The organism is Bradyrhizobium sp. 482_C4_N1_8, assembly GCF_052075965.1.
GTDB classification, from domain to species: domain Bacteria; phylum Pseudomonadota; class Alphaproteobacteria; order Rhizobiales; family Xanthobacteraceae; genus Bradyrhizobium; species Bradyrhizobium barranii.
Genome location: NZ_CP197231.1, coordinates 2,999,955 through 3,026,407, shown reverse-complemented (window position 1 = coordinate 3,026,407; position 26,453 = coordinate 2,999,955). Strand labels below are relative to the sequence as shown.

Annotated in this window: 21 protein-coding genes; 8 read left to right on the top strand and 13 right to left on the bottom strand. The window is 61.4% G+C overall.

All coding sequences use genetic code 11. The features are described from left to right. The first annotated feature begins 7 nt into the window (after positions 1 to 7). On the top strand, positions 8 to 2,839 hold the full coding sequence (locus AB7Z56_RS14055) for a hypothetical protein (protein WP_354141789.1): 2,832 nt from the start codon (positions 8 to 10) through the stop codon (positions 2,837 to 2,839). Positions 2,840 to 2,924: 85 nt separating this feature from the next. On the opposite strand, the gene AB7Z56_RS14050 is transcribed toward AB7Z56_RS14055, so the two are convergent. Then, the gene (locus tag AB7Z56_RS14050; RefSeq protein ID WP_354141788.1) at positions 2,925 to 4,934 is read right to left on the bottom strand and encodes a hypothetical protein; all 2,010 of its coding nucleotides are present in this window, start codon (positions 4,932 to 4,934) and stop codon (positions 2,925 to 2,927) included. Positions 4,935 to 5,311: 377 nt separating this feature from the next. On the opposite strand from AB7Z56_RS14050, the gene AB7Z56_RS14045 reads away from it, so the two are divergent. The 4 genes from AB7Z56_RS14045 (at position 5,312) to AB7Z56_RS14030 (ending at position 10,714) form a co-directional block, all read left to right on the top strand. After that, positions 5,312 to 6,367 carry a fatty acid desaturase gene (locus AB7Z56_RS14045; protein ID WP_354141787.1) on the top strand — a complete coding sequence of 352 codons (1,056 nt, stop codon included), beginning with the start codon at positions 5,312 to 5,314 and terminating at the stop codon, positions 6,365 to 6,367. Beyond that, positions 6,364 to 7,296 (top strand): class I SAM-dependent methyltransferase, encoded by a 933-nt coding sequence (locus AB7Z56_RS14040; RefSeq protein WP_354141786.1) that lies wholly within the window; start codon positions 6,364 to 6,366, stop codon positions 7,294 to 7,296. Before AB7Z56_RS14045 ends, AB7Z56_RS14040 begins: the two co-directional genes overlap by 4 nt. Positions 7,297 to 7,775: 479 nt before the next feature. Continuing rightward, a complete protein-coding gene (locus AB7Z56_RS14035; RefSeq protein ID WP_354141785.1) occupies positions 7,776 to 8,465 on the top strand; it encodes an acylneuraminate cytidylyltransferase family protein in 690 nt (229 codons plus the stop codon). Continuing rightward, the gene (locus tag AB7Z56_RS14030; protein ID WP_354141784.1) at positions 8,462 to 10,714 is read left to right on the top strand and encodes an N-acetylneuraminate synthase family protein; all 2,253 of its coding nucleotides are present in this window, start codon (positions 8,462 to 8,464) and stop codon (positions 10,712 to 10,714) included. The genes AB7Z56_RS14035 and AB7Z56_RS14030 overlap by 4 nt, the downstream gene beginning before the upstream one ends. Before the next feature lie 3 nt (positions 10,715 to 10,717). Here AB7Z56_RS14030 and AB7Z56_RS14025 read toward each other — a convergent pair whose 3' ends face one another. Then, a complete protein-coding gene (locus AB7Z56_RS14025) occupies positions 10,718 to 11,494 on the bottom strand; it encodes a class I SAM-dependent methyltransferase (protein WP_354141783.1) in 777 nt (258 codons plus the stop codon). Between the two features lie 84 nt (positions 11,495 to 11,578). Here AB7Z56_RS14025 and pseB point away from each other — a divergent pair, with 84 nt between their 5' ends. The 3 genes from pseB to pseF are packed head-to-tail and all read left to right on the top strand — an operon-like array spanning position 11,579 to position 14,444. Then, the gene (gene pseB, locus AB7Z56_RS14020; RefSeq protein WP_354141782.1) at positions 11,579 to 12,580 is read left to right on the top strand and encodes a UDP-N-acetylglucosamine 4,6-dehydratase (inverting); all 1,002 of its coding nucleotides are present in this window, start codon (positions 11,579 to 11,581) and stop codon (positions 12,578 to 12,580) included. Then, positions 12,577 to 13,758, top strand: a complete 1,182-nt coding sequence (gene pseC, locus AB7Z56_RS14015) for a UDP-4-amino-4,6-dideoxy-N-acetyl-beta-L-altrosamine transaminase (protein ID WP_354141781.1) — start codon at positions 12,577 to 12,579, stop codon at positions 13,756 to 13,758. Before pseB ends, pseC begins: the two co-directional genes overlap by 4 nt. Further along, complete coding sequence (gene pseF / locus AB7Z56_RS14010) at positions 13,755 to 14,444, top strand: pseudaminic acid cytidylyltransferase (protein WP_354141780.1); 690 nt, start codon at positions 13,755 to 13,757, stop codon at positions 14,442 to 14,444. The genes pseC and pseF overlap by 4 nt, the downstream gene beginning before the upstream one ends. Here pseF and AB7Z56_RS14005 read toward each other — a convergent pair. The 11 genes from AB7Z56_RS14005 to pseG all read right to left on the bottom strand — a co-directional run bounded on the left by AB7Z56_RS14005 (position 14,441) and on the right by pseG (position 26,350). After that, entirely contained in the window at positions 14,441 to 15,001 is a 561-nt protein-coding gene (locus tag AB7Z56_RS14005) for a D-glycero-alpha-D-manno-heptose-1,7-bisphosphate 7-phosphatase (RefSeq protein ID WP_354141779.1), read from the bottom strand. The genes pseF and AB7Z56_RS14005 overlap by 4 nt on opposite strands. Before the next feature lie 110 nt (positions 15,002 to 15,111). After that, positions 15,112 to 15,951, bottom strand: coding sequence for a hypothetical protein (locus AB7Z56_RS14000; protein ID WP_354141778.1), 840 nt, complete (start codon positions 15,949 to 15,951; stop codon positions 15,112 to 15,114). Then, positions 15,948 to 17,384, bottom strand: coding sequence for a DUF6418 domain-containing protein (locus AB7Z56_RS13995; protein WP_354141777.1), 1,437 nt, complete (start codon positions 17,382 to 17,384; stop codon positions 15,948 to 15,950). Before AB7Z56_RS13995 ends, AB7Z56_RS14000 begins: the two co-directional genes overlap by 4 nt. A 76-nt stretch (positions 17,385 to 17,460) precedes the next feature. Continuing rightward, positions 17,461 to 18,330, bottom strand: a complete 870-nt coding sequence (locus tag AB7Z56_RS13990; RefSeq protein ID WP_354141776.1) for a class I SAM-dependent methyltransferase — start codon at positions 18,328 to 18,330, stop codon at positions 17,461 to 17,463. Positions 18,331 to 18,401: 71 nt separating this feature from the next. Next, positions 18,402 to 19,280 (bottom strand): hypothetical protein, encoded by an 879-nt coding sequence (locus tag AB7Z56_RS13985; RefSeq protein WP_441256344.1) that lies wholly within the window; start codon positions 19,278 to 19,280, stop codon positions 18,402 to 18,404. Positions 19,281 to 19,482: 202 nt separating this feature from the next. Next, positions 19,483 to 20,235: a class I SAM-dependent methyltransferase gene (locus AB7Z56_RS13980; protein WP_354141774.1), complete on the bottom strand. Its 753-nt coding sequence runs from the start codon at positions 20,233 to 20,235 to the stop codon at positions 19,483 to 19,485. A gap of 257 nt (positions 20,236 to 20,492) precedes the next feature. Beyond that, positions 20,493 to 22,001 carry a lipopolysaccharide biosynthesis protein gene (locus AB7Z56_RS13975; protein WP_354141773.1) on the bottom strand — a complete coding sequence of 503 codons (1,509 nt, stop codon included), beginning with the start codon at positions 21,999 to 22,001 and terminating at the stop codon, positions 20,493 to 20,495. Positions 22,002 to 22,004: 3 nt separating this feature from the next. Beyond that, positions 22,005 to 23,399, bottom strand: coding sequence for a surface carbohydrate biosynthesis protein (locus AB7Z56_RS13970; protein ID WP_354141772.1), 1,395 nt, complete (start codon positions 23,397 to 23,399; stop codon positions 22,005 to 22,007). Continuing rightward, the gene (gene pseI / locus AB7Z56_RS13965) at positions 23,392 to 24,504 is read right to left on the bottom strand and encodes a pseudaminic acid synthase (RefSeq protein ID WP_354141771.1); all 1,113 of its coding nucleotides are present in this window, start codon (positions 24,502 to 24,504) and stop codon (positions 23,392 to 23,394) included. Before pseI ends, AB7Z56_RS13970 begins: the two co-directional genes overlap by 8 nt. Next, positions 24,497 to 25,147 carry a formyltransferase family protein gene (locus tag AB7Z56_RS13960; RefSeq protein ID WP_354141770.1) on the bottom strand — a complete coding sequence of 217 codons (651 nt, stop codon included), beginning with the start codon at positions 25,145 to 25,147 and terminating at the stop codon, positions 24,497 to 24,499. Before AB7Z56_RS13960 ends, pseI begins: the two co-directional genes overlap by 8 nt. A gap of 102 nt (positions 25,148 to 25,249) precedes the next feature. After that, positions 25,250 to 26,350 (bottom strand): UDP-2,4-diacetamido-2,4,6-trideoxy-beta-L-altropyranose hydrolase, encoded by a 1,101-nt coding sequence (gene pseG / locus AB7Z56_RS13955; RefSeq protein ID WP_354141769.1) that lies wholly within the window; start codon positions 26,348 to 26,350, stop codon positions 25,250 to 25,252. Between the last annotated feature and the right edge of the window lie 103 nt (positions 26,351 to 26,453).

Here is a 26,453-nt window from a genome sequence, read left to right as displayed (position 1 = left end):
AGCCTGCATGAAAGCAGACGTGCAAGAGCCCTGCCGCGAGGCTGGGCGGCATCGGTCGAGCGGCTGGCTCGACGACGTGGCACCGCTGCTATCAAGCGCAGCCCTGACGTTGCTTGGCTTTCTCGTCACGATCGTACTGGCCGATGCGCTGGAGATCGAACCGCGACAGCGGACGATGCTGGTCTTCGTCGCCGGCATTTTGGTACTGCCGGTATCTACGGTGACGCTGCAAGATTGGCTTGATCGCCGAAGGCCCAAGGCGGGTCGTCTGTTCGAGGCCCTGAACGTGTGGTGTGCGGTCGCCGCACTGGTGAGCCTTGCCGTCGTCGCAGTTGCAGCCTGGGCCGCCAGCAACGATGTGGATTTTTGGTACAAGACCGGATTGCAGGCGGCCAAGACCGCGGTGTCCGCATATGTCGCGCTAGCTGTGCTGCTGATCGCCGTCTGCGGGAGCGACAAGGCGCTCGATCGGGCGAACTCGATCGTCGTGCAAGCGAGTCCGAGGGCGATCCAATCGGTCGCGCTGGTGTTCGTTTTCGCGGCTGCCGTGATCGTCCTGTTCAAGATCCAGCCGGGATACCGGTACTTCAGCCCCATCTTCGGCTTTTTGTTTCGCACCGTGCCCGGAGGATTTCCGGATCGATCGAGCCTGCTGCTCGCGGCATCGACTGCAGCCCTCCTCGTGGCAGTCGGCGCATGCCTTCTGATGCTCGAACGACGGCTTGCCGCGAGCCATCCTGCCCAACTCCGGTCGGCCCAGCGGGCCGCCCTGGCCTGCGCCCTCGTCGCCAGCACCGTCCTGAGTTTCGACTTCTCGCTCAGCGGCGACCCGTTTCACTACATGACCGTGATGGGTCCTGCCTTGCATCTCCTGCACGGCGGAACGCTGATGGTCGACACCTTCTCTCAGTACGGACCGGGCCCGGTCCTCGTCACCTACCTCGTGTTTCTGCTCGGGCCACCGTCGTTTGCCGTCGCCAACATCGCCATCCAGCTCTGCAACCTGCTCTTCTACGCCCTATTCGTCACGGCACTTTGGCAATCCACCAGGACCCGGATGAGCGCGGCCTGGTTTGGGCTGGTGTTCATCCTGTTTTGGCTGTCTGCGTGGGACGGTGGCCAGGGCAACGTGAACGCCGCGCCGTCGGTGCTGGGAGCGCGCTATCTCCCCGTCCTGCTCATGGCCGTTGGGATCGGCGCCCGGGGCGTCAGGCATTCCGCACTCGTATTCCTGGCCGGCTTTCTGTCGGGCCTGTGGAGCATCGAGGCCTTCGTCGGCGCGTTTGCCCTTTACTCCGGCTCGCTCACCTTGCGCAATCTGCGCGACCGGAGCTTCGCCAGGCTGGCGAAGGACCTCGCCATCGCTGCTGTGCCCATGATTTCGGGACTTGCTGCGCTGTCGTCCGGCACACTGCTCGCGGCTGGCAGTTGGCCGGCCTTCGACGTCTATCTCGGCTTCCTGTCGAGCTACAATCCAATTGGGCAGTTCTGGTCTATACCGTTCGACGCGACATTCTGGGGCTGGATTCCAATCCTGGCCGGGGTCGTGATCGCGGTAGCCGGCTGTTGGCTGCTGGTGCTCGACAACAAGCGCAGCGCGTTGCTGGCCACGAGCGACACCTGGCTGCGCCACGCATTGCCTGCCGCGATGCTGACGGCCATTACGGGCTCCTATTTCGCCGCCAGGTCGGTCGACTACACCGTCGCCATCGCTCTCTTGCCGTTCGCGTTGTTGTTCATTCCCGCCGCGCTCTGGTTGGCAGGCCGTGCACTGGACGGAGATCGCGTGGCGGGCATATTGACCGCGTTGACGACCGTCGCCGTGCTCTGGGCCTCGATCTTCTCCTGCCTCTACATGTTTCGTATCGACTCACCCTACTCGCTGCTCCCCGGTGAGTGCAGGTATCATGATCGCTGTACCCCCGCCGCCCTGTATACGGCCTTGCGCAAAAAAGTGGATCGCGAGCTTGCTCTACGTTCGACAGACAATCCCTGGTCCCTGGATGATTACGATCGTGCGATCGTTGCGGATGCAAAGCACCTGATCGAGCGATACGCCGCGAACTCGCCGAAAGTCACCATGCTGCTCGGCGAAGGCGCGAATACTCAGCAGATGCTCAGCGACATCACACTGATGTATGCGAACAAGTGGCACACCTGGCCGCGATCCTTCACTTTTTCGGATGAACTCGTGCCGGCGATCTATGCACGCATCCTGGCGACCGACGTGACGCTCGCGACCGGAGATCTGGTTGTCAGGCGTCGCGACGAGGCGAGCCTCGGCTCGCTCGAAAGGGCCATTCTCGAGCGGCTCCGAGCCCGCGGCTCTCTCTGCGAACTTCGCGGATCGACGCCCGAAGTGATCGCTTACCGGTTCGAGAAGACGGGAGATCCGCAATCGCCGGAAGCGTGCCATGAGCAGCAGATTGACGGTGAAGCCGCTGAGCGATCCACCGCACCGCTGCAGGATATTGCGTCATTCATCAACGCCCTTCGAACCGTGGGGCACACCCTCCCGGATGGGGCGCTGGATTATCCGACCCTGGAACGCGCGGGCGTAGCAGTTCCTCCGAACCTGATCGCCGGGCGGCGGCTGGTCTCCTTCTCCGGATCCATGTCTCTGCAAAAACGCCAATCTCTGCTGATCATCGATCTCTCTTTGTTTCCCAAGACCATATGCCAACAGCTCTTGCCGGCCATCAGCCAGCTCGCGGGCGTCGCGCGAATCGCGATCACCGCGACTTCGGCTGACGAGCAAGACGCTCCGATTTCGCAAGACCGGGCAAAGCTGCTATGCGCTGCCGAAAGGCGATTTTTGCGGATCATTGCGGCCCTCTGAGATCGCCCGGGGCCTATGTCGGGTCCGAAATCATACCGAAGCAAACGCTCGTTACCGCGGCTGCGCACCGGACGTTGTCGCACGCTCACGTTCGCGGAACGGCACAGCTTAGCTTGCGACCAACTTGGGGTGTCGAAAGGACCAAAATCTCGCCCAGTCCCCATCGTGCTGCCCGAGCGCAAAGCTGATCGTCGCTTGCGACGTCCGAGATCGCGTCTTCCGCGTTGTGTGCCCCCAGATAATACCTGTCCTTTGGGCATCCGAATTCGGCGGGGTTGATCCCCTTGAGCATGGGCAAGCCGAGGACTGCAGGGATAAATAACGGGTCGCCGCGACAGTCGATATAGGTCGTCCAGAACAGCCGATTGTCCGGCGCCACGAACACGGCAGTCTGATGCGTCAGCCCTCCGCTCAAGGAAAGCAACGTCTCGATCGACTGCCCTCCCGGCGCGTGCCTCACATCATCGCCGATCTCTGCGCGAAGGCTGCCGCCAGGGGCAAGCAGCGCAGCCGTTGCGTTCAAGGTCGGCAGCGGGGCCGCCTCGCCCCTGCCGGCGAGTTTGTGGGCCCGGGCGCGCAGTTCCTGGAACTGTCTCGCCAACTCGATGGGGCTGCGTCTCTTCTCGTTGGTAGCGAGCACCACAACAGCGATGACGATCAGGATCACCGCGGGGCGAAATGCCTGAGGATTTCGCCTTTCGAGCATCGGACCGCCATAGGCTGTCAAAAAGGCGATACAGACGAAGGTCCCGACATTCGCGAAATAAAAGGCCGAGCCTCCTATGATATCGAGCAGGAGGGCCGGAGCAAGGCTCCCCAGCGCAAGGAGTGCCAACGCCTCCGCGAGCCGCATCTCAGCCGAAGTGCCTGAGAGCCAGAGGCGCGCGGCGCCACACAACAGCACCAGATTGGCCACGATGTTCGGCAGCGAACCGCGCGGAAACTCTCGCACGAAAGCCAATGGTCTCAGTGCATGGACGTATTCGCCGGCTTCGGGAGAGCCGATCGCACTCGCAAGCCAGACCAGCGGCGCGATTGGTGCCGCGACTTTGATGAAGTTCAGAAGAGTAAGTCCCAGGCGTCGCCACAGCAAAAATCCTACGGCGCCCCAGAAAATCACTCCGACCGAAATCTTTGAGAACAAAACCAACGTTCCCGCGACCGCGAGGGCTGTCAGAGGAGGTCCGAGCGGTGACCTCTCGTCGGCGATCTCCGGGAGCAGTGGTAACGCAAGCAAGAGCAGAAAAAGGGCGACGAAATAGCTTTCGGAAACCAGATATGAAGTCCATCCCCAGAGATCGGCGATCATCAAAAGCAGGAGCGGAACGAGCGTGACGAGCGCGCTGTCGCTCAATCCTTCCGCCGAGCGCCGCAGCAGCAAGCCCGCCATGATCAAGCTGAACAAGAGCAACGGAATGGCGATGATTTGCGCCGTAAGATAGTAACTCTCGAGAGTGGTGACGCCGAGCCACAGACCCACACATCCCATCCATATGTGGGACAGCACGTGATACTTCATCGGCATGAAGCCGTCCAAGCCGGTACTCAAATGTCCGAAGTTGACCAGCATGTTGGCGATGGACGCATGATATAGCGTGTCGAGGTGCTGCAGGCCCGTTGCCGCCTGTTCCGGCGTGAGGACGGTGGCATACCCTTTGGAGTTCACGAGGAAGAAGTAGCCGATTCCGGCACCGCAGCCGCAGACGACTGCCAGCACCGACGTCCGCGGCGCCATGTGGCGCACCACCCCGGCAGCACGCTGCAGGCCCAGGAACACCATCCCAAGCAAGACCGGGTAGGCGATGATGTCGGCAAAGGCCCGACCGAACCAGGCAAGGCACGGCAGAAAGATGATCGCGATGACCGAGAGGACCACGCGGGCATGGCTTGTGCCGTGGTGCCGCCGGGAACTCAGTGCAGGCAGGCAGGAGACTGCCGCTGCCAACAGCAGAAACGCCTTCACGAACGCGAACCAGTGTGGGCTTCCCAGGGGCCAACGCACGATTGCGCATGCGATCGCCGATGTCGCCGACATCGCCCATGTGAAGATCGCTGCGAAGCAAATAGAGTTGGCTTCGACCAGCGCCCGGCTCACGCCGGAGGCTCGACCCAACACGTCCGGCGGGGGGGAATGCACGCAGGCTACGTCCTTCTAGAATCCGGTATCGGCGGCGCTTGAGCAATTTGTCGATACGGGACTGTCGAAATAGCCAATTCCGGGCCCTGCGACCAGTGCGTTGACCATAAAGCGGCGGAATTCATGAAACTCGCGGCGGCACGAGCAGGCCCCGTCTGCACGCCCCTGGGGCCGCCGCCCGCGAAACCGCTCTGCGCGCCACCCGCGGCATGAGCGAACGGGCGTCGGCGCCGGAACAGCGACGGTTGCCGCGGCAATAACCGGTTGAGTTGCAGTTGCGGAAATTCTATAGATTTGCGCGGGCGTAGCCGACGCGCGAACGGACGAGGCAAGCCTTGCCCAAATTGTCGCGCCAGGGAGAATATCCTTTGAAGAGCGAGGAAAACGAGGACCTGGTCGCGATCCGATCGGACATGGATTATTCGAGAAAATTCCAGACGCTGCGGCCGGTCCTGGTTGATCGAAGCGGTCAACGCTATCTGGATTTTCTGAAGACGCTGAAGCCCTCGTACGTTCGAGTATGGGCCGACATCGCACTCGGATACGCCGCGTTGCTGGCGACGGCGCTCGCTACCGCTATTGCTCCTCGTTATGGATGTCCCCCGTGGATCGCAACGCTGGGCGGTGCCCTGGCGATCGGATTCTGGGTCGCCTATCTGCAGTTGTTCATTCACGAAGGCGCCCACTTCAATCTGGCGCAAGGTAGAGAGAACAGCGATCTGCTGTGCGATCTTTTGATCGCCTGGATGGTTGGCACTTCGGTCAAGTCGTACAGGCCTTTTCACTTCCAGCACCACCGTGCACTCGGCCAAAAAGACGATAGCGAGATGAGCTACTTCTTCCCGCTGAATCTGCTTTTCATCTTCAAGAGCCTGTTCGGGCTGCGGTCGATCGAGGTGCTTTCCAAGCGACGAACGAGCGCAGGGAAGGCCCGAACGACCCGAGAAACGTTCTTGCTGCTGATCGGCCTTTCAATTCACGCCACGATCGTCGGCGCCAGCTTTTGGTTTGATTTCTACACGCTCGGCTTTGCATGGATCCTCGGCATCGGCATGATTTTTCCGTTTCTCGGAGCGCTACGGCAACTGCTGGAGCACCGTGACCCCGACGCCGACCCGCACATCGACTATTTCGAGCAAGACCATGGAGCCTACACCCGGGTCTTTGGCCCAAGCGTCTTTTCCTCGTTATTCGGCGCCGCCGGGTTCGATCGACATCTCTTGCACCATTGGGAGCCCCAGGTCTCCTATACCAATCTCCATCAGCTCGAGGCCTATCTGCTCGATACCGATATCGCCCCGATCATCGAGATGCGTCGGTCCAGCTATCTCAAAACATTCCTTGGCCTTCTTCGGGCTGACGTCATCGTCACGAGAAACAAAACACAATGAGCTCCCCCCCGTGCTGCCCTCTGTGCACGCGAACCGATGTCAGCCACTTCGCGAATGCCAATGACGTTGAGTACTTTACAACGCCGGATACGTTTTCGTTTTACCGCTGCACCGGCTGTGACATCGTTTTCATTCACCCGATGCTTTTCGACCGTTTGAATGAAATTTATCCGTCCAACTACTATTCTTTCCATGCTTCGGACGCAGACTCCATCGCGCTGAAGATCAAGAACTTCCTCGACGATAGAGCCTTCAGATCCATCACCCGTCAAATTCCTGGAAATGCCTTGTCCGCTCTAGACGTGGGCGGCGGCAGTGGATGGCTTCTCGACGCTCTCAAGCGAGCTGACCCCCGCGTAACCCACACCACGGTCGTCGACATCGACGCCGGTGCGGAGGACGCCGCAAGAGCAAAGGGGCACGAATTTCACCTCACGCCAGTGGAGGGCTTCAAGACTGATCGGCAGTTCGATCTGATCCTGATGCTCAATCTGCTGGAGCACGTTCCCGATCCTGCCGCACTCCTCGAAAAGGCTCGCGGCCTGCTGAAACCCGGAGGGCGGATTTGGATCAAAACGCCAAATTTCGATTCTCTTGATGCCCGGCTGTTTCGGAACCGCTCCTGGGGTGGTTTTCACACGCCGCGTCATTTCGTCTTGTTCACAAGGGAAAGTCTCATTCGCCACTGTCAGGAGGCCGGCTTCGAAGTCCTGCAATGCAAGTATACTCAGGGCGCGCCGTTCTGGACTGTCAGCGCCATCAACGAATTGAAGTTGCTCGGGCTCGCCGACGTCTCCGCGAACAGGCCATCACTGAAAAATCCGCTGACGCCATTTTTCCATCTCGCGTTCGCGGCTTTCGACTTTGCGCGAATGCCGTTCTCGAAAACATCTCAGATGAATATTCATCTGACGCTACCGTCGAAATAACGCCTGGTGCGCGTGTCCGGCCTCTCGCAAACCCGGATCGCAACCTGCTGACCTGGCGTGCGCTCAGGTTAATGCACCACCCGCGAAGCAAGTTGAGCTAGCTCCGGACGAAGCCCTGCTCGCATCGGAAACCAAACCCGATCCATCCGACGGGACCTGGGGGAAAGCACCCGGGCTACGTCCTTCGATATAAGGGAAACGCTCAACATTCGGGCCACGCCACCGAGCCGTCAGAAGAGGCAATTCCGGGCTCCCGGACCGCCGTTTACCTTGCACGATCCCGCCCCGTGCCGTATCTAGCGACTGCTGATCGAGGTCGACCAAGCAGCGCGTCGCGGGAGATAAGAACTGGGAATACCTCCGGTTTTTCGATTTTCGGACGGGCACGCACGACATTTTCGGAGGGGGCGTGCCAACCGTCGCCGAGACTGCACCGCTTGCCGCGGTGATCCCACTTGGCATGGATGAACGTAGATTCAATGAACGCGTTGTCTAGCAAGCCGAGCTTTGCCGCCCTGGTTCCGCTGCGCGGTGGCTCGAAATCGATCCCCGGCAAGAATGTCAAACCGTTCTGTGGCCGGCCACTCTGCGCCTGGACGCTGAGCGCGCTGCTCGACTGCGACATGGTCTCGCGCGTCTTCGTGTCGACCGACAGCCAGGAGATCGCCGCCGTGGTCAGGTCGATCGATTCCCGGATCCTCGTGCATCCCCGCCCCACCCATCTGGCGGCCGATAACTCCACCACCGAAGAGGCGATCTACGACCTGATCGACGCCTGCGACATCTCGGAGCCCTATCTCATCACCGCGCAGGCGACGAGCCCGCAGACGACCCGCCGCGATATTGCGGACGCCATTTCTCGTTTCATGTCGAGCAAAGCGGACTCGCTCGTCACCTGCGTCAGGACCCGACGGTTCTTCTGGAATGACGATGGCACGCCAATCAACTATGATCCGTCGAGCCGTCCGCTGCGCCAGCAATGGAATGGCACGCTGATGGAGAACGGCGCGTTCTACATTTCGACCGTGGATCGGCTGCGCGCGCGCGGCGCGCGCCTTCACGGCAAGATCGTCGTCCACGAGATGGACGAAAGCACCAGCATCGAGCTCGACGAGCTCTCCGATTGGGAGATGCTTGAGGCCGCGTTCCGCAGGAACATCGCAGGATGATCATCGACAGAGACCTCCAGAGCTACCTAGTGCACGAGGACGCCTCCATCCAGGAGGCGGCGAGCAAGGTCGCCGCGAACCGGCGCGAGATCGTGTTCTGCGTCGATGGCAGCGGCCGGCTGCTCGGCAGCCTCTCGAACGGCGACATCATCCGCTGGATCGGCGCGGGCGCCGCCTCCGGCGTGCAGGCCGCGGTCGGCGACCTCTGCAACCGGCGCGTCCGCAGCGCGGTCGCCGGCGACCGCGAGACTGCCAACAGGCTGCTGCGCGATGTGCTCTACGTGCCGCTGGTCGACGCGGAGCGCCACGTCGTCGGCGTCGCCCGTCAGCGCCATCCCGGCGAGGGCATCAGGATCGGCAGTCGCACCATCGCCGAAGAGAATCCGACCTTCCTGATCGCGGAGATCGGCAACAACCACAATGGCAGCCTCGAGGCCGCCTTGGCCCTGATCAAGGCGGCGGCGGAGGCCGGCGCCGACGCCGCCAAATTTCAGATGCGCGACATGGCCGGCCTCTATGGCAAGCGGGCGAAGGGACAGAGCGAGGATCTCGGCACCGAATACGTGCTCGACCTGCTCGACCGCTTCCAGCTCAGCGACGAGGACCTCTATCGCTGCTTCGACTACTCGGCCTCGCTCGGAATGGAGCCGCTCTGCACCGCCTTCGACGTCAACAGTGCGGACAAATGCCGCGCATACGGATTGAAAGCGATCAAGACGGCGTCCGCCGACCTCACCAATCACGAGTTGCTCCAGCACATCGTCGACCAGCGGATCCCGATCATCTGCTCCACAGGCATGTCGACCGAGGACGAGATTCGCGAGACGGTGAAGCTGCTCCAGACGTCGGGTGCGGAGTATGTCATGCTCCACTGCAACTCGACCTATCCGGCGCCGTTCCGCGATATCAACCTGAAATACATGCTGCGCCTCCAGCAGCTCTGCGAGAGCGTGGTCGGATATTCCGGGCACGAGCGCGACGTCTTCGTGTCGGTCGCGGCGGTGGCGATGGGCGGGCGCCTGGTCGAGAAGCATTTCACGCTGGCGCGCGACCAGGAAGGCAACGACCACAAGGTCAGCCTGCTGCCGCATGAATTCAAGCGCATGGTCGAAGGCGTGCGCCAGGTCGAGGACTCCCTCGGCAGCGCCCTGCCCCGCATCCTCAGCCAGGGCGAGAAGGCCAACCGCATCAGCCTCGGCAAGTCGATCTTCGCCATCGACGCCATCGCGGCCGGCGCGACGATCACGCGGGAGATGATCGAGATCCGCAGCCCGGGCCAGGGACTTTCGCCGAACCGCATCGACGAGGTGATCGGACGGAAGGCGCCGCGCGCGATCCCCGCGCAGACGCCGCTCTATCCGTCCGACATCTCGGATCTCGGTGAGCTCGCCGCCGGTGGACAAATCAGTTTCAGGCGCCCCTGGGGGGTTCCGGTGCGCCATCGCGACGCCGACAAGCTGATCGCGGCGGTCAATCCGGATTTCGTCGAGTTTCACCTGAGCTATCGCGACCTCGGCATCAACGATGCCGACTTCCTTGCCGACAGCTATCCGTGCGGCTTGATCGTGCATGCGCCGGAGCTGTTCGAGGGCGACCACGTGCTCGACCTGACGATTCCGGACGACGACTATCGCACGCGCTCGATCGCGGAGATGAAGCGCGTCATCGCCAAGACCAAGGCGCTGGCGCAACGTTTTCGCGACGACGGCCCGGTCGGCATCATCTGCAATGTCGGCGGCTTCTCATCCACGCGCTTCCTGACCGCCGAGGAACGAGCGGTTCGCGAAGCCCATTTGCGCGCCAGCGTCCGCGAGCTCGCCGATCCCGCAGTCGAGCTCTGGCCGCAGACCATGCCGCCCTATCCCTGGCATTTCGGCGGCCAGCGCTACCACAATCTGTTCGTGTCCAGCGACGACATCGCGCGCAGCTGCCGCGAGCTTGGGGTGCGCATCTGCTTCGACACCTCGCATTCCCAGCTTGCATGCACCGAGAACAGGTGGTCGTTCGACGAGTTCATGGAAGAGATCGGATCATTCGTCGCCCATGTCCACATGGCCGACGCCCGCGGCGTCGACGGTGAGGGTCTCCAGATCGGCGAAGGCGAGATCGATTTCGGCAATGTGTTCCGGGTGCTGAACAGGCAGGCGCCACAAGCCTCGTTCATCCCGGAGATCTGGCAGGGACACGAGAACGACGGCGAAGGTTTTCGCGTCGCGCTCCAGCGGCTGTCGAGCTTCGAGGACCGCTAGAGCTCACTCAGGCTTCGGTCCAACCGGCTTGAAGTGGTAGTAGCTCGAATAGCTCCAGAAGTCGCTGAACTTCATGCCCTTGCTGGTAATGAAGCCGGCTGCGGCTATATAGCCCTTTCCTTTGCGCACCTGTTTCAAGCCGGCGCGATTGATAAGGGACTGCATCACCGAAGAAGGAAACAGCGAGATGTGGCCAAACTCGCCGGAACGTTCGGTGCGGTAACGGTAGCTGTTGCCGGTCAGCAGCCAGCTCACTCTCTGAAATATATTCGTGCAGTTCGGCACCGTGACGTAGAGTGACCCCGTGTCGGTCAACAGCTCTCGCATCGACCTTATGACCTTGGCCGGGCGCTCGAGATGCTCCAGCGTGTCCGAGCACACGATGAGATCGAATTTCGTATCGACCACATCTTCCAGCCTCTCTTCGTTGAGATCGACCTGCTGGTAGGAAGAAACGGAATTCGGAATAAGAGATGAAGGCCCACCCCAGTCGACGCCATGGACCTCGGGGAACCCGGCCTCCCTCATCAGCTTGGCAAGATATCCGGGTCCGCAACCGACATCGAGAACCTTGCCGACGAACCCGGGCTGCTCTTCCCTGATGAATTCGACAAGATCTTGATGCCGCCGAAGCTGCGGAAATGCGTTCGGACTGCTCTTTATCCGTTCAATCATGCTCGCCCCGGCCGGTTGACATCCCCAATATCTAGCCAAACTCTCCGCCGGTTGAAAGCTCGACTTGCTCCGCGCAAGATGGCCGGGGGCCACTTCTTCCCGCATGGAGATTCCAGCCTAGACGGCCTCGAACGCCTATGGTAACAGCCGCCGTTCCCCCGAAATCACCGCAAGCCGTTGTAAACGCCCATGTTTGACGAAAGATCTGTACTGATCACCGGAGGCACGGGCTCGTTCGGAAAGAAGTTCGTCGCCGGCCTCCTCAAGAACTTCAAGCCGCGTCGCGTTGTGGTCTATTCGCGCGACGAGCTGAAGCAATACGAGATGCAGCAGGACTTCGACCAGCCGGTGATGCGCTACTTCATCGGCGACGTGCGCGACGGCGAACGCCTGCGCACCGCCATGAAGGGGATCGACTTCGTGATCCATGCCGCGGCGCTGAAGCAGGTTCCGGCTGCCGAATACAATCCCATGGAATGCATCAAGACCAACGTCCATGGCGCCGAGAACGTGATCCAGGCGGCGCTCGAGGCCAACGTTGAAAAGGTCGTCGCACTCTCGACCGACAAGGCGGCCCAGCCGATCAACCTTTATGGTGCGACCAAGCTCGCTTCCGACAAGCTGTTCATCGCCGCCAACAACATGGCCGGCGGCCATCGCACGTCCTTCGCCGTGGTCCGCTACGGCAACGTGGTCGGCTCGCGCGGCTCGATCGTCCCCCTGTTCAACAAGCTGATCGCCGAGGGCACCGATCACCTGCCCATCACCGACCCGCGCATGACACGGTTCTGGATCTCCCTGCAACAGGGCGTCGACTTCGTGATCAAGAGCTTCGAGCGCATGTCGGGCGGCGAGATCTTCGTGCCGATGATTCCCTCGGTGCGCATTCCCGAGCTCGCGGCTGCGATGGCGCCGAACTTGCCGATCCGTGTGATCGGCATCCGGCCGGGTGAAAAGCTGCACGAAGTGATGTGCCCGACCGACGACTCTCACCTGACGCTGAAGTTCCACGACCACTTCGTGATCAAGCCGACGATCAAGTTCTTCCGCCGCGACGTCGACTATCTCACCAACCAGATCGGCGAGCACGGCGAGCCTGTGTCCGATGGCTTCGAGTATAATTCCGGCCGGAACGACCACTTCCTCGACGTCGCCGAGATCAGAGAGTTCAACAAGATAGCGGTCCAATGATCCCCTATGGGCGCCAGGATATCTCTGCTGAGGACATCGACGCAGTCAAGGATGTCCTGACGTCGGACTGGCTGACTCAGGGACAGGCCGGCCCACGCTTCGAGCAGGGGCTGGCGAAATATTGCGGCGCGGCCCACGGCATCGCCGTTTCGAACGCAACCGCCGCGCTTCACATCGCCTGTCTCGCGCTCGATCTCGGGCCCGGCGACATTCTGTGGACGGTGCCGAACACCTTCGTGGCGTCCGCCAATTGCGCGCTCTATTGCGGCGCGACCGTCGATTTCGTCGACATTGATCCGCGCACCTACAACATGAGCGTCGCTGCATTGGCCGAAAAGCTCGCGCTGGCGGAGGCCGCGGGCCGTCTTCCGAAGGTGGTGGTGCCTGTGCATTTTGCGGGGCAGTCCTGCGAGATGGTGGAGATCCGCGCGCTCGCCGACCGCTACCGCTTCCACATCGTCGAAGACGCCTCGCACGCGGTCGGCGGCGAGTACCGCGGACGCAAGGTCGGCGATGGCGCCCTCAGCGACGTCACCGTGTTCAGCTTCCATCCGGTCAAGATCATCACGACCGGTGAAGGCGGGATGCTGATGACCAACGCGCCGAAACTCGCCGAACGGCTCTCCTATCTGCGTAGCCACGGCATCATTCGCCCAATGCAGTCGCCCCCGACGGCCGACGAGCGGCGTTCCAACGAGGACCAGCACGGTCCCTGGATGTACGAGCAGATCGAGCTCGGGCTCAACTACCGCATGACCGACATCCAGGCGGCGCTTGGCAGCAGCCAGCTCGTCCGGCTCGATGCGTTCGTCGAGCGCCGGCGTCAGCTCGCGACGCGCTACGATCGCCTGTTGGCGAAGCTGCCGTTGACCTGCCCGTGGCAGCATCCGGACACGAATTCGGCTTGGCATCTCTACGTGATCCGGCTCCGGCGCAACGAGATCAAGCTCAGCCGCCGCCAGGTGTTCGAGGCGCTGCGTGCCGCCGGCATCGGCGTCAACGTGCATTACATTCCCGTGCACACCCAACCATACTATCAGCGCCTGGGCTTCAGGATCGGTATGTTTCCGGAGGCCGAGAGCTATTACCAGGACGCCATCACGCTGCCGCTGTTCTCGAAAATGACGGATGCCGAGCAGGACACCGTCGTCGCGGCGCTTACGAAGATCCTCGCGTGAAGATCGCCGTCATCCCGGCGCGCGGCGGCAGCAAGCGCATCCCGCGCAAGAACATCCGGCCGTTCTGCGGCAAGCCCATCATCGCCTATTCGATCGAGGCAGCGCAGGCGAGCGGCCTGTTCGACGAGATCATCGTCTCCACGGACGACGCTGAGATCGCCGAGGTGGCGCGCCAGTTCGGCGCGACAGCACCCTTCGTTCGTCCGAAGGAGATCTCCGACGACCACACCGGGACGGCCGCAGTCGTCAGGCACGCTGTCAGCTGGTTCATCGAACGCGGCGACGACGTCACTCATGTCTGCTGCATCTACGCGACTGCGCCGCTGATCGAGGCCCGCTTCCTGCGCGAGGCCTATGACGCCCTCACGAGCTCCGACGCCGCCTTCGCGTTTTCGGTGACAAGCTACGCCTTCCCGATCCAGCGGGCCTTGCGCATGACCCCGGCCGGCCGCGTCGATCCGTTTCATCCGGAGCATCGCCTCACCCGATCGCAGGACCTCGAGCCGGCCTATCACGATGCAGGCCAATTCTACTGGGGCACAGCCGCGGCCTTCCTCGAAGACGTGCCGATCTTCTCGGAGCGTTCCGTCGGGGTCGTGCTGCCGCGGCACCTCGTGCAGGACATCGACACCGTCGAAGATTGGGAGCAGGCGGAATACATGTTCCGCGCGGTCAATCGGGGCTAGCTCCGGGCGGCGAGCAGCGGACGAAGGAATGCGGCCAGATCGCCGCCCTGGAACAGATGTCCGGGTATCCCCGCGGCGACGGCGGATTCGATGTCGCGGGCATTGTCGCCGACGAGCAGACTGCCCTCAGTGCGGACCGGCCACGCCTTCATGCAATCCAATATCATGCCGGGGGCCGGCTTACGCCGGTCGCTCGCGCGTCGGTACGCCTCGACCGTCCCCTCCTCGTGGTAGGGACAGTACTGGAAGTCGTCGATATGCGCGCCGATTGCGGCGAGCTCGCCGCTCATCCAGTCGTGCAGCCGGTGGATGTCGTCCACGCCAAAGTAGCCGCGGGCGACGCCCGATTGATTGGTGACGACGAAGACGTAATAGCCGAGATCGTTGCACAGCTTGACGGCCTCGCGCGCTCCCTGCATCCATTCGAAGTCGTCGATCCTGTACACATAGGCCTTGTCGACGTTGAGCACACCATCGCGATCGAAGAATACGGCCGGGCGTCTCCGCCGGTCCGCCAGTTCGCTTCCGACATGCCCAGGATCAGCGGGATTTTGCATGTTCAAGAAGGCTCCGCAACCATTTGGCCTGGAGTTGCCCGATCCGCGGCCGACCACATGTCAACCGCATCTCACATGCCGGCATCGACAGCCACGAATGGATCGGCAGTCTAAGCTGATGCTGGCCTGCTCACCATGGCGTATACGAGCATGATCAGCAGAACGATCGCACCGGCGAAAATTGCGTGCCGAAGCGGATTTGGGGAAGCCTGCCGGACAGTGACATCGTCGCTGAGCGTCGCGGGGTAGGTCTTGGACGGCCCAATCCGCTCCGCCAGAGCGCGCCGATCGTTCGTCGCGGCCACCAACTTTTCCTCGTTGCGCGCAATCAGATCGAGCAACCACAGTCGCCGCAGCATCAACGAGGCTTGATCGTTCGCAGCCGAAGGCCCGATCGAGCCAGGGGACGCCAGCTCCTCCCGAATCCTGATGAGACTGGCGATATTGGAATCAACCAAGGCGATCTGGGTGTTGATCCCCGAGAGCGCCAGCGCACGAATGTTCTCTTGATCGGCGTTCAGCGTCCGCACTGCGGCCTGAAGCGCCTCGGTGGCGGCCTGCCCGCTCGGAGCACCGACGAACAGGGTGAGCATTTCGGAAGTTGCAGGCCGCACATCGAAGCTCTCCAGGATCAATCTACGTGCCTTGGCGTCGCCATCGGCTGATGAGTCCGCGGTCGCGAAAGCCCGGCGCTTGAACGACGACGAGTTCATCTGGAATACGATCGACGACATCGGCGCGACCTCGGCTCCATCAACCCGGCCAACCCGCACCACGGCTTGCGCCGCGTAACCGACGGGACGCATCCAGTCGCCGACGAACACAACCAGCGCCGCAAGAAGCGGAATCAGGACAATGGACTTCAGCCGGAATCTAATGGAGCGGACCAGATAGCTGAACATCCCGCCGACATAGGAAACAGCCGATATGGAAGCCGTCGTATCTCTCATGGCGTGACTTCCTTCTCAAGTGCCCTCGCTTGCCCCGATCCGGGCGATGCCGATGCCATCAGCCTCGCCCGCCACCTATCTTCCAGGACGTAAACGAAACCCGCCACCCCCAACTTTGTCATAAAAGTCAGCTGGATAAACGAATTCATCATTCCCGACGCGAAGTAGACCTCAACTGCATACAATATTGGCGTCAGGAAAAAGCAAGTAGCATACCGCTCCTCAACGACACAGCGCGTCAACAAGAACAAGAACTCCGAAAACATGATTGCCGAGAGCACAACCAGAATAAATCCGTTAACCGGTCCACCAAGTTCGAACAAGACTTCCGGCCAGCCGCCGGTGTAGGCCACCCCCAAATCGAGCAAGGCATGCGCGCGCTCGATCGGCAGACCAAGCTCCATCAGCAGCTGCATTGTCGAATTGCGGTTGGGGTTGAAAGGATCCAGGAAAAGCTTGACGAAGGCCAGAAGCGCGTTCCAGTCCCCGTGCAGAAAAACGCGCTCATACGTCATCCACCACATCTCGCCCTGCTGCACCAGGAGTCGCTGAGTGAGTTTGGTCTGAAGCAACGCCGATTCCGCACCACGCACGACGGTATAGGAATATGTAAGAGCCCCCAGAACGAGGACACCAAGTCCGGCCACCGGCAACCATAGGGCGCGCAGCATGCGGTAGAATGCCAAATTGTCGAATGCTGCAGCTTTGCTGCGCCCCAAGACGATGCTGCCCAAGGGCATAATGAAGAACGAGAAATACAGAAAGAACGACGAAAACCTGTGCCCGACGAAGAGCAGATAAACCATCAGGCCGCCGAACAGCGCTCCAAATCGGTAGTCGAAGCGCGCGCCGCGCAGCACCGGACTCATGAAAAGCAATCCTAGCTGGAAAGCCAGCATCGGCCCCCAATCCATCAGGCGTCCGTGGAGAAAGCCTCCGAATTGCCGCGAATAGTCCAGCCGCTCGATCCTGCTGAAAAGCGGGATCGTCCCCCGGGTCAACATCTCGATCCAGAGGGCGACCTCGAACAAGAGGACGACCCAGAGCGCCAGATTGAACAAATCGAGACGTCCGGCCGGCAGGAAACTCGACATTTTAAAATTGGACTCGGCCGCGAGAGCCTTCAAACGCTGCGGATGAAAGGAGACCAGCAACATCAGGAGGACAAGGACCTGGCTGGCGCCCAGCGGCACCGCCGCAAGCCCGGGACCAATGCTTCTTTCCAGCTGCTCGGAGACGATCGGTCCGAATACGTCAATGTAGAAGACTGAGACGAGTCTCCAGGCACAATAGAAGAAGAAAAAGAAAGCGAGAAAAAGCAACCCGGGCTGGCTCAGCGAAATTCGGACGATAAGCGCAAGAAACAACAACGTAACGGCTGCATTCAACACCAACGCGAGCAGCGTTTCGGACTCCCACAGCAGTGCGCCCACTTCACGTTCCCCCATCCACGCAACCCGGCGCGGCGAGGCGCGCCCTGGAAAGCCTCGAACTGGAAGCCTGGCTCGATCAACCGCTCAGCGGCTCCCACGCATACAAGAGACCGTCGTTGTGCAATGTGGGAGCGTAGGCCATCCGCTCGCGAGCAAGAATGCGAATCCGCCCCTTCCGCTCCAGCTCATCCAGCAAAGCGAACAGACGGGTCTGGTAGTCCACTGATTTCAAGTAGAGCCGACTGGCCAGATCGCGCGGATCCGACAAATTCAGCATATCGATCGCGGGCTCGATGTTCACGACACGGCCCGGCCGCGCCCGCAGAATGTTCTCGATCACGGCGTCCACGGCGTAGGGGATTTGCTCAATGCAGAAGTGAGTGAAGATCGTTGCGCCTGCGAGTTGGCTGAACTGGGGATCATGTGCGTCCGTCAGATCGATCCGGTCGAAGCTGACGCGCCCATCCAGGCCATAATGGCGCGCGATCTGTCGTCCCGCTTCAATGCCGTTCGGCGCGATGTCGAAGCCGCGAAGTTGCGTCCAGCGAGGATCCAAGCTGAGCGAAAACAGGTTATAGCCGGTCCCGGAGCCCAACTCGACCAGGGATGTCGCGTCGCCGACGTGGCGCATCATCAGTTCCGACAGCGCCCGGATGCGATACTTGTAATAGTCCTTCGTGGCGATACGCACGAGTTGACCGTTCACCTTCGCCAGTCGGGGTGAGCGACTCTGCCCCGCGAGAAACTCTTCCAGCGGCGCACCGACCCAGGCGCGTTCGGTCAGCACCCTGTCCCAGGCGCCGCCATTGTATTCGGAATCGACGACGTCGCCCGTCCGTTTGACATTCTTGAAGGCAAGGCGAAGGAGGCTCCGTGCGAAGTCCGACGCATAGGCACGGGACAACTCCAGCGTCGATGCCGGTGCGATATCAGGCGACACTGTCACTCACGCCTCTAGATTGCTGATCCATGGAAATCTCGGTGGCCTCGCCGTTCGCGATAGCGGAAACGCCAAGGTCAACCAAGCCCCAGGATCAACTTGTCCCGTTCGGAGGTGCCCGGAGTTGCACGGAACGGCCGGTTCTTGCCCCCGGGAAACATACGGGGAAAAGCAATGAAAGTCGCAGTATACATCAGCCGGCCATGACCGGGGGCGATCCGGCTGCCCATGTGCAGACAACGGCTGGTATCGATCATGAAGGAAACAAGACGAGGCGCCTTCATCACCTTTACGTCTTGACGCGGTACCTTCCCGAATACCTCGTCGTCACTGAAATGACTTCCGAGCAGCGGATAGCCAAATCGATCGGTCGATTGCCGCGACAGGAACGTGAAGGGACCGTCGGCATCCTCCTGCACGTCGGTCAGATAGGTGTAGAACTTCACCACCCTGACATCGTCATGATCACGATGCCACAGTTGCGACGACGCAAGCGCCTGCCCGGTGTGCCTCGAATACGACAGCATGACGTAGTCGAGCCAGGGGACTTCCCCGAGCGCCGAGGCAACGACATTCACCACACCTGGCTGTAAAGCGTAGCGCACAAACAGATTATCGGCCGCGAGTTTGCCGTCGATCATCTCAGAGTCGAGCAAATGGACCAGGAATTTTTTCCAGTATCCGGCCTGCTGCTTGTCGGCGGCGTCGATTTCCGAGAGCTTTGTCTCTCCCGACGCGGCAAGCTGCTGCAGCAGGGAGGCGTCGATCAGTTCGCTCACGATGGCATAACCGTCGCGGTTCAAATCGTTCGCCGCAGCCTCCTGCGCCGCGCTGACGTCCAAGCCGTTCAACTCTTGCTTGCGCTGCCGTTTGGCGCCGTAATGCCAGGTGCTGACGCCCGTTTTGACTGCCCATCGCAGCGGCGACCGGTTCACCTGCCAAAGCGCCCTGGACATCAATCCCATCTTTGCCGTCCCCAACCTGCCGGAAAGAAATATCGTTCAGACCCCTTGACCGGCCCGGCCAAGCGATTTGCCCCTTAGCAAATCCATGCATTATGGGCAACCGAAGAGTACCCTTCTGGAACCGGACACCCTAGAAGATGTAGAAGCGGATCCCCTGTCGCCAGAGCGGGAATCGCTCTTCTTACCCGATCGCTCAGTTCCGATGAACGACAATCATGGCCGTCATATCGTTGATCCAAAGTCGACCGATATTGCGCGCGACATTGATCTCCGGCGGTATGCGAATGCAATCGACACGGGACACGCCGGGCATGGATTCGTACTCCGCCACATAGTCCCGAACCCAGCGATCCGACAAGAAAGACGAGCGCCAATTTCGTCCGTTTTGCAATTCCGCTGGTGTCCAAGCATTGTACTCCACGTGGATGATCGCCTTGCGGGCAAGCTTGAGAGCCTGTCGCTTCGCGGCTGCGAAGATATCGTCGTTGACGTGCATTGTGGCGCCGCAGCTGAAGACCACGTCCGCACCCTCGATGCCGTTGCGCTCGAGCACGCCTTCCACATCGGCCATCGAACCGGTCAGCAGCTTCGCGCTGCAGCCCTCCGGCATGTGTTGCATGCCCCATTTGACAGCGTTGTCGTTCAGCTCGACGCCATAGAGCTTGATGTTGCGATCAGCCCGCCAAATCGCCTGTAGATTTGCCCCGACGTTCGGGCCGAGTTCGACCACCGATTCGGGCCGCAGGCCGGCGCAATAGTTCGCAAGCCAATCCCGCAAGGGCGTATTCTTCGCATAGTCGAGAAACGCTGCCTCGCTCCTCTCGGTCCGCCAGAAATCCTGCCATACGGCAGACTCCCGCGCCCTCACCAGCACCGGCAGAGGCCCGATATTAGTCGCAGCACGCCAGAGGAGAACCTTGGGGTGGAAACTGGGAAGCCTGAACACGAAATTCTCCCGCCTGTCTTAACGCGAATGCCGGCTATTCGTGTGCAGCGCCGGCCAATTCTGCAAGCTGCCGGCGGTTGGCCGCTTCAGCTCCTCAATTTTAGATGAAGACCGGGCCTGATCAAGGCCCCAGCGTCGGATCCAGCAGGGACCAACTGAGTTCCGGAGCCGGTACCGCCGGACCGGGCCAAGGAAGCCGGCACTCTGACGCTGACCCGGCCGTTCGCCGACAGCGGAACTGGATTGATGCGACGAGGTCACCGCTGCGTCAGCGCGCGGGCGAATTTGCCGAACATGGCTCGATCGCTCTGTGAAAGGATCAGAGCAATGCTCAGAACCCACGCTGCGACGCAGGTAATCGCCCCAACTACGATCAGTGCCGGAAGGGTATACGGCGTCGAATAGGTTTTATACGCGATTGTCCCTGCGGCAAGCACAGCTGCCACCAATGTTTGCTTACCCAATTGCTCCCAGAACAACATCCTTGGCAAGTGCATGACCGAGAGCATGCGATGCGCAATCAGGGGGGCAAATACGACATAGGACAGCAACCACCCCAATATGAAGGCACGCTCGCGCAGCCAAGCCAGCGTCAGTGCCGTCACAATATACTGCGCCAGGACCTGCAGATAAAGCAGGCGCGTGTTGAGACGCAGGAAATCCGACCTGACCATCAAAGCGGTTTGCCCGGCCCCCAGCATGACAGTCACAGCGGGAACAAACAGCGACAGAGCCAACCACGGCCATTCGCTCGAATGCTCGGGCCCGACCCAGACGCGCAATATGTCTTGGGAAAACAATGCAACGACGACAAGGATCGGCACAACGATAGCCGCAGGTAGAACGAGGCCGTTTCGTCCCAGCAATTGCAATCGTCTAACGTCGGTGCGTTCGTCGAGATGTGCCGAAATCGGAAGAATTGCCGAATAAAGCGGGCTCATTGTCGTTTTGAGAAAGCGGGGAAGGCGCGTCAGCACATCGTAGGTTCCGACTTCGACGGGACTGTAGAGCGCACCGATAGCCAGCGGAACCAGCGTCTGCTGGAAAGTTCCTGCGATACGGTTGTTAAACATGAGCCAACACCGGTAGGCCACGTCGTGCCGGCTCGAGGGGGTCCATGATCTGAAACGGAGCGAGGAGTTGCGCGCAAAGAGCCAGACGACGAGAGCAAGCACCACGTATTTGGCAACAATCGTCGCGAGATACGCGTAGGCGATCCAGGCAAATGAAAGGTTGCTCCAGACGGCAATGAAGATCGATCCCACGTAAGCGACGCTTCCCGCCACCTCGGTCAATCGCAGCCAGCTGTACTGCTCAAATCCCTTGAGCGCTCCTTCTGCAGCCAGCCCCAGGAAGGCAATTGGCATGATCAGCGCGGTCACCTTCAAGATGGCAATGAAATCCGCGGACTGATCGGCGTGAACCTTGAAGATGGCGGCAAGGTCCGCCGCGCAAAGCCACAGCAGCACGCCCGAGAGCAATCCGGTGACCAAGGCAAGCAAGGTCAGCAACGAAACCTTTTCACCGGCCGTGGACCAGTCCCCGAGCCGTCCCCGCGCAATCACCTGAGTCGTAATCTCGGAAACGCCGAGATCGATCACTGCAAGGAAGCCGCTCGGTAGAAATGAGCGCAAAAGCACGATAAGCCCGAGCACCGCGAGCCCATAGGACTTCGCAATCAGGCCTACCGCGAACAGGCCCAGCACCCCGGCAACGCCGTAGGCGGCGGCCGAGATTGCGGTGTTATGAAGAAACCGACGCAGCACGGTTCAGTTCACTTCCGCAAGTTGCAGGCTGGCGCCGCTGAACATGCCGCCCCGAATATTTGCGGGCGTCCGGGCGACAAACCGGCGCCGGTCCACCGAAGCAGCATCGATACGCTGCAATATCGTGTTGACCAGTCCATCGCCGAATACCTTGCCCGCACGGCGACGCTCGCCCTCGGCCGAGCCGTAGAGGCGACGCAAAGCCTTACTTGCCCTGTGCCCCAAGGTACGACGGGCGGCCGCCGCAGCGAGCCCGCGAAGCGACGGCGAGCGCGACCCGGCCGCCGGCCGGAAATGCTGCCCGGCCACGGCCATCGTCGACAACACTGCGTCCGAAACCCGAATGGAGCTCGCGCCATCCATGGCAAGGTAGAGATCGCTGATGATCTCACGGCGAAAGTCCACAATCTCGGAAGAGGGTTGGGCCAGCTTGCCCTCGAGGCCTTGCCGCACCAACTCGATCAGCTCCGCTTCGCCATGCGCCCGGCGGCTGACCCTGGTCGCCGCATCGAGACGGAGGGCCGGCGTGTTGAACCACTCCATGCTCAGCGGCTCCACGTTCAGCATTGTGGCCTCGATGGCGGTAGAGCAATTCTGATGAACCAGCAGGCGCGCACCGCTGATCCATTCGAGTGAGGTTCCACTCTGGATCACGCTTGCATTCGGCAAATCGGCGAAGGCCCCGTATGAATCGAGATTTTCAAACGGATGCGGCCGCAACACAAACGGCACGTCGGAAAAGTGCTTCGCGAGCTCGATCGCCATGCCCAGCGTGTGGCGATAAGCCTCCCGGCCGTCTGCGATGAACTGGCGCGCGAACTCGCGGGTGAAACCAGCCTGCACCATGGCTCCCTCCTCGTCGGAGGAGCTGCCCGAAAACCGCGGGTTTACGGTCGGAAAGTTCGTGTTGATCAAAACATAACCCGACGCTACCGACGGTTCAGGCAACGCGGCGCGCCAGGGGGGCGCGCAGAAATCGTACCGGGGGCAGCCGGTCGCGCGAAGGATCTCAGCGGGGACGGTGCCTTGCCGCAGGAAAGCGGCATATTGCGCCTGTCCCCAAACGCAATAGAGATCGACGAGGTCGGTGCATCCGGTCCCCTTCACCATCCCGGCGAATTGGTCGGCGTTCTTGCCGCCGATGCCCTCGGTGTCCAGAACGCCAACCAGAAGTCCCGCGCGCTTGTAGGACTTGATCAGGTCGACATTATTGGGCCGGATGTAGTTGACGAGCACCATATCGGGCCGCAGCGCCGGAACATCGAACCCCTGCTCGTACATCGGCACCAGCGTGGCCAGTGCGCCGCGCGTTGCCAGTTGGCGCGCCAGCAACACCAGCCCTTCGAGGTCGCGAAGCGGGTTGTCGACAATCAGGCAGACATGCGGCTGGTCAGCCACGTGCGCTCCTCGCCGTAGTCACCTGCTGCGCAGACGCCGCTTCTTCAGCGGATGACAGCAGGTCCCAGCTCATCGGCGTACCGCGGCGAACCGCCTGGCCGACGCGCTTACCCATCAGCGTCTCGAAATATTTCGGCGGCAGGCCGAGACCGGGGCGAATGATCCGCAAATTCTGCTCGGTCAGCACGTCGCCGGGCGCGAGATCTTCGGCCACATAGAGCGAACGGCGGAAGATCAGGGAGTCCCGCTCCTTCTCCATCAAGCCGTAACGGACTTCGCCAAGCGCCATCCAGGCCCGCTCAGTCTCGACCACGAGCGCCGCCATCTCCGAAGGCTCCATGGAAAACGTCGAGTCGACGCCGCCGTCGGCCCGCGCAAGCGTAAAGTGCTTCTCGATCACGCTTGCGCCGAGCGCCACGCTCGCCACCGAAGCGCCGATCCCGAAAGTGTGGTCCGACAACCCCACCTCGCAATCGAACAGCGCGCGCAGGTGCGGAATCGTCATGAGATTGGTATCCGAGGGCGTCGCCGGATAGGTGCTCGTGCATTTCAGCAGCACGAGCTGCTTGCAGCCCGCCGCTCGCGCTGTACGGACCGTCTCGTCGAGATCGGCAACAGTTGCCATGCCGGTGGAGATGATCATCGGCTTTCCGGTCGCGGCAACATTGCGGATGAGCGGCAGATCGGTGTTCTCGAAGGAGGCAATCTTATAGCAGGGAACGCCAAGGCTCTCGAGAAAATCGACTGCCGTTGCATCGAAAGGCGTGGAGAACGGGATCATGCCGAGCGATCGCGCGTGCTCGAAGATCGGCGCGTGCCACTCCCACGGCGTGTAGGCCTCTTGATAGAGCTTGTGCAGCGACCGCCCCTTCCAGAGGCTGTTGGGATCGTCGATGAAGAACTCGTCGCTGCCAAGATCGAGCGTCATCGTATCGGCGGTGTAGGTCTGAAGCTTGAGCGCATGCGCGCCCGATTTCGCCGCGGCGTCGACGATCGCCAACGCGCGCTCGAGCGACTGGTTATGGTTGCCGGACATCTCCGCAATGATGAACGGCCGATGCGCCCGGCCGATCGACCGCCCGGCAATGGATATCGTGTCACTCATCGGTCGCTTCCACCTTCTCAATACGCACCACGTAGCGATGACCACGAAAATCGAAGAACGCGGGGAAACGTTGCGGATCTACCACTCTCAGGAGTTCGAACTGCTCGGCGATCGGGCGGTTCGGGTCCAGCCGCGAATCCTCGAGCCCGCGCCTTCGGTAGTAGGTCGGAGTGCGACCATCCTGCCGCATAGGCGCCCTTCGCCCCTCAACGGCCACCGCCTCGCTCATCAGCTCCATTTCGATGGCAAAGAGCTTCGCGTTGATCTCGTCATGGAGCTCATGGCCTTCGAGCGCCATGTGGCGCTGCGCCCAAATGGCGCCGGTATCCACCTGATCCTCCGCCTCGAGCAACGAAACGACGATATCATGCTTTCCTTCGAGAATCTGCCAAATATGGGGGGACCAGCCGCGCCCGAGCGGGAGGTCGCTGGCATGGATCACCAAGCTCGCACCGTATCTCGCCCGGTCCTGCGCCGAGATGATTTCATGACACGAGATCAGGAAAAGGATATCCCCGCCCGTCAGCTCGGTCTTCTTTTGCACGAGTTCGACGTCGTGCGAGGCGCGCGCAATCCTCGCCCACTGTTCCAGATGGGCGTAGACCGGGTGTGAGGCACTTGAGCAGACAATCGAAATCTTCATACTTTGATCACAAAGCGGAACACGGTTCCCCGAGGCCGCGCCGCCTTTAGCACAGAAACCGGTCCTTCTGCCAAATACCTGGCTTCGCTGCTCCTGCCTGCCCTAACCGGAAGTGGCCTGCATGCAGTCCACGACCCGGTCCGCCCCCCGCCCATCGACCAAGGCCAGCGCGGCTTCGCCCAGCGCCCTGGTCCGGGCAGCATCGTCCAGCAGCGCTCGAATCGCGTCGGCTAGAGCTGCTCCGGATACGTCACTGGCCGCCCCGAGATAGACCGCCGCACGTTCCGCAGCCAATGCCTCAAGCGCGCCGACCTGATTCGACGCGATATCGACTGCGATCACGGGCAGACCCAGGCAGCAACGCTCCCAGCTCATGACACCGCCGGCCCCGATCGACAGATCCGCCCGCCGCATCAACTCGGCAATATTGTTAGCTCCTCGATGCAGCTCGGTGCCCGACAGTCCGTGACAGAGTTGTGCAACCGAGTCCGCATGCGGATTGCTTAAGCCGATGACGGCATCCACGGCGAGCGACGAATGGGCCAGGCTCGCAATCGCCGCCAGCGCTTTCGCGGTTTCGTTGGTCGGATCGGAGCCGCCAAAACAGATCAGAATGCGACCGATGTTTCCGTCACGCTGCGCAAGCAGACGACGCTGCGCGGCAAACTCCGGACGAAGCAGCGCATAGCCAGGCCCGAGGAGTTGCACGCAGGCGACCGGGACCCGGTCGCGATAGCGCGTCTCCATGTGCGATACGAGGTTCTGGTCGAGCAGTATCTCGCAGTCGTGCGCACGGTCGGCAAGGTCGTCGATGGCGAGGATGTGCATGCCCTCGCGGCGGCAGGCGTGCTCCCATCTGGCATCGAGGACGTAGTGATCGACGACGAGCCACTCGGCCGGACCGATTTCGTCCAGGGCGATGCGCGTCTGATCTGCGTCCTGTTGCCACGTGGTGGGCAGCCAATGTCGATGCGGTCCGCCACGATCGTCGGTCTCGGGCCGCTTCGAGGGATCTGACAAAAGCCGCACCGCGTGTCCGTGGGTCTCGACAAGGTGTGCCAACCCGGCCGCGTGGCTGCGCATGAGGAAGCACGATCGCGCTCCGTCCGCGGCGAGGGCGTCTGCGAGCGTGAGACACCGCGTGAGGTGACCAAGCCCCATCTCGACCGAAGCGTCGACGCGGAAGACGACCTGCTTATTCATCGTTTTGCGCCCGCCTTCCTCGATCCCGCCCCGGGCCGCCGGCACCAGGTGCCCGCCACGGTTGGCCAGATAGGGCCGTCTCCTACCACACTTCGGCGGTGGA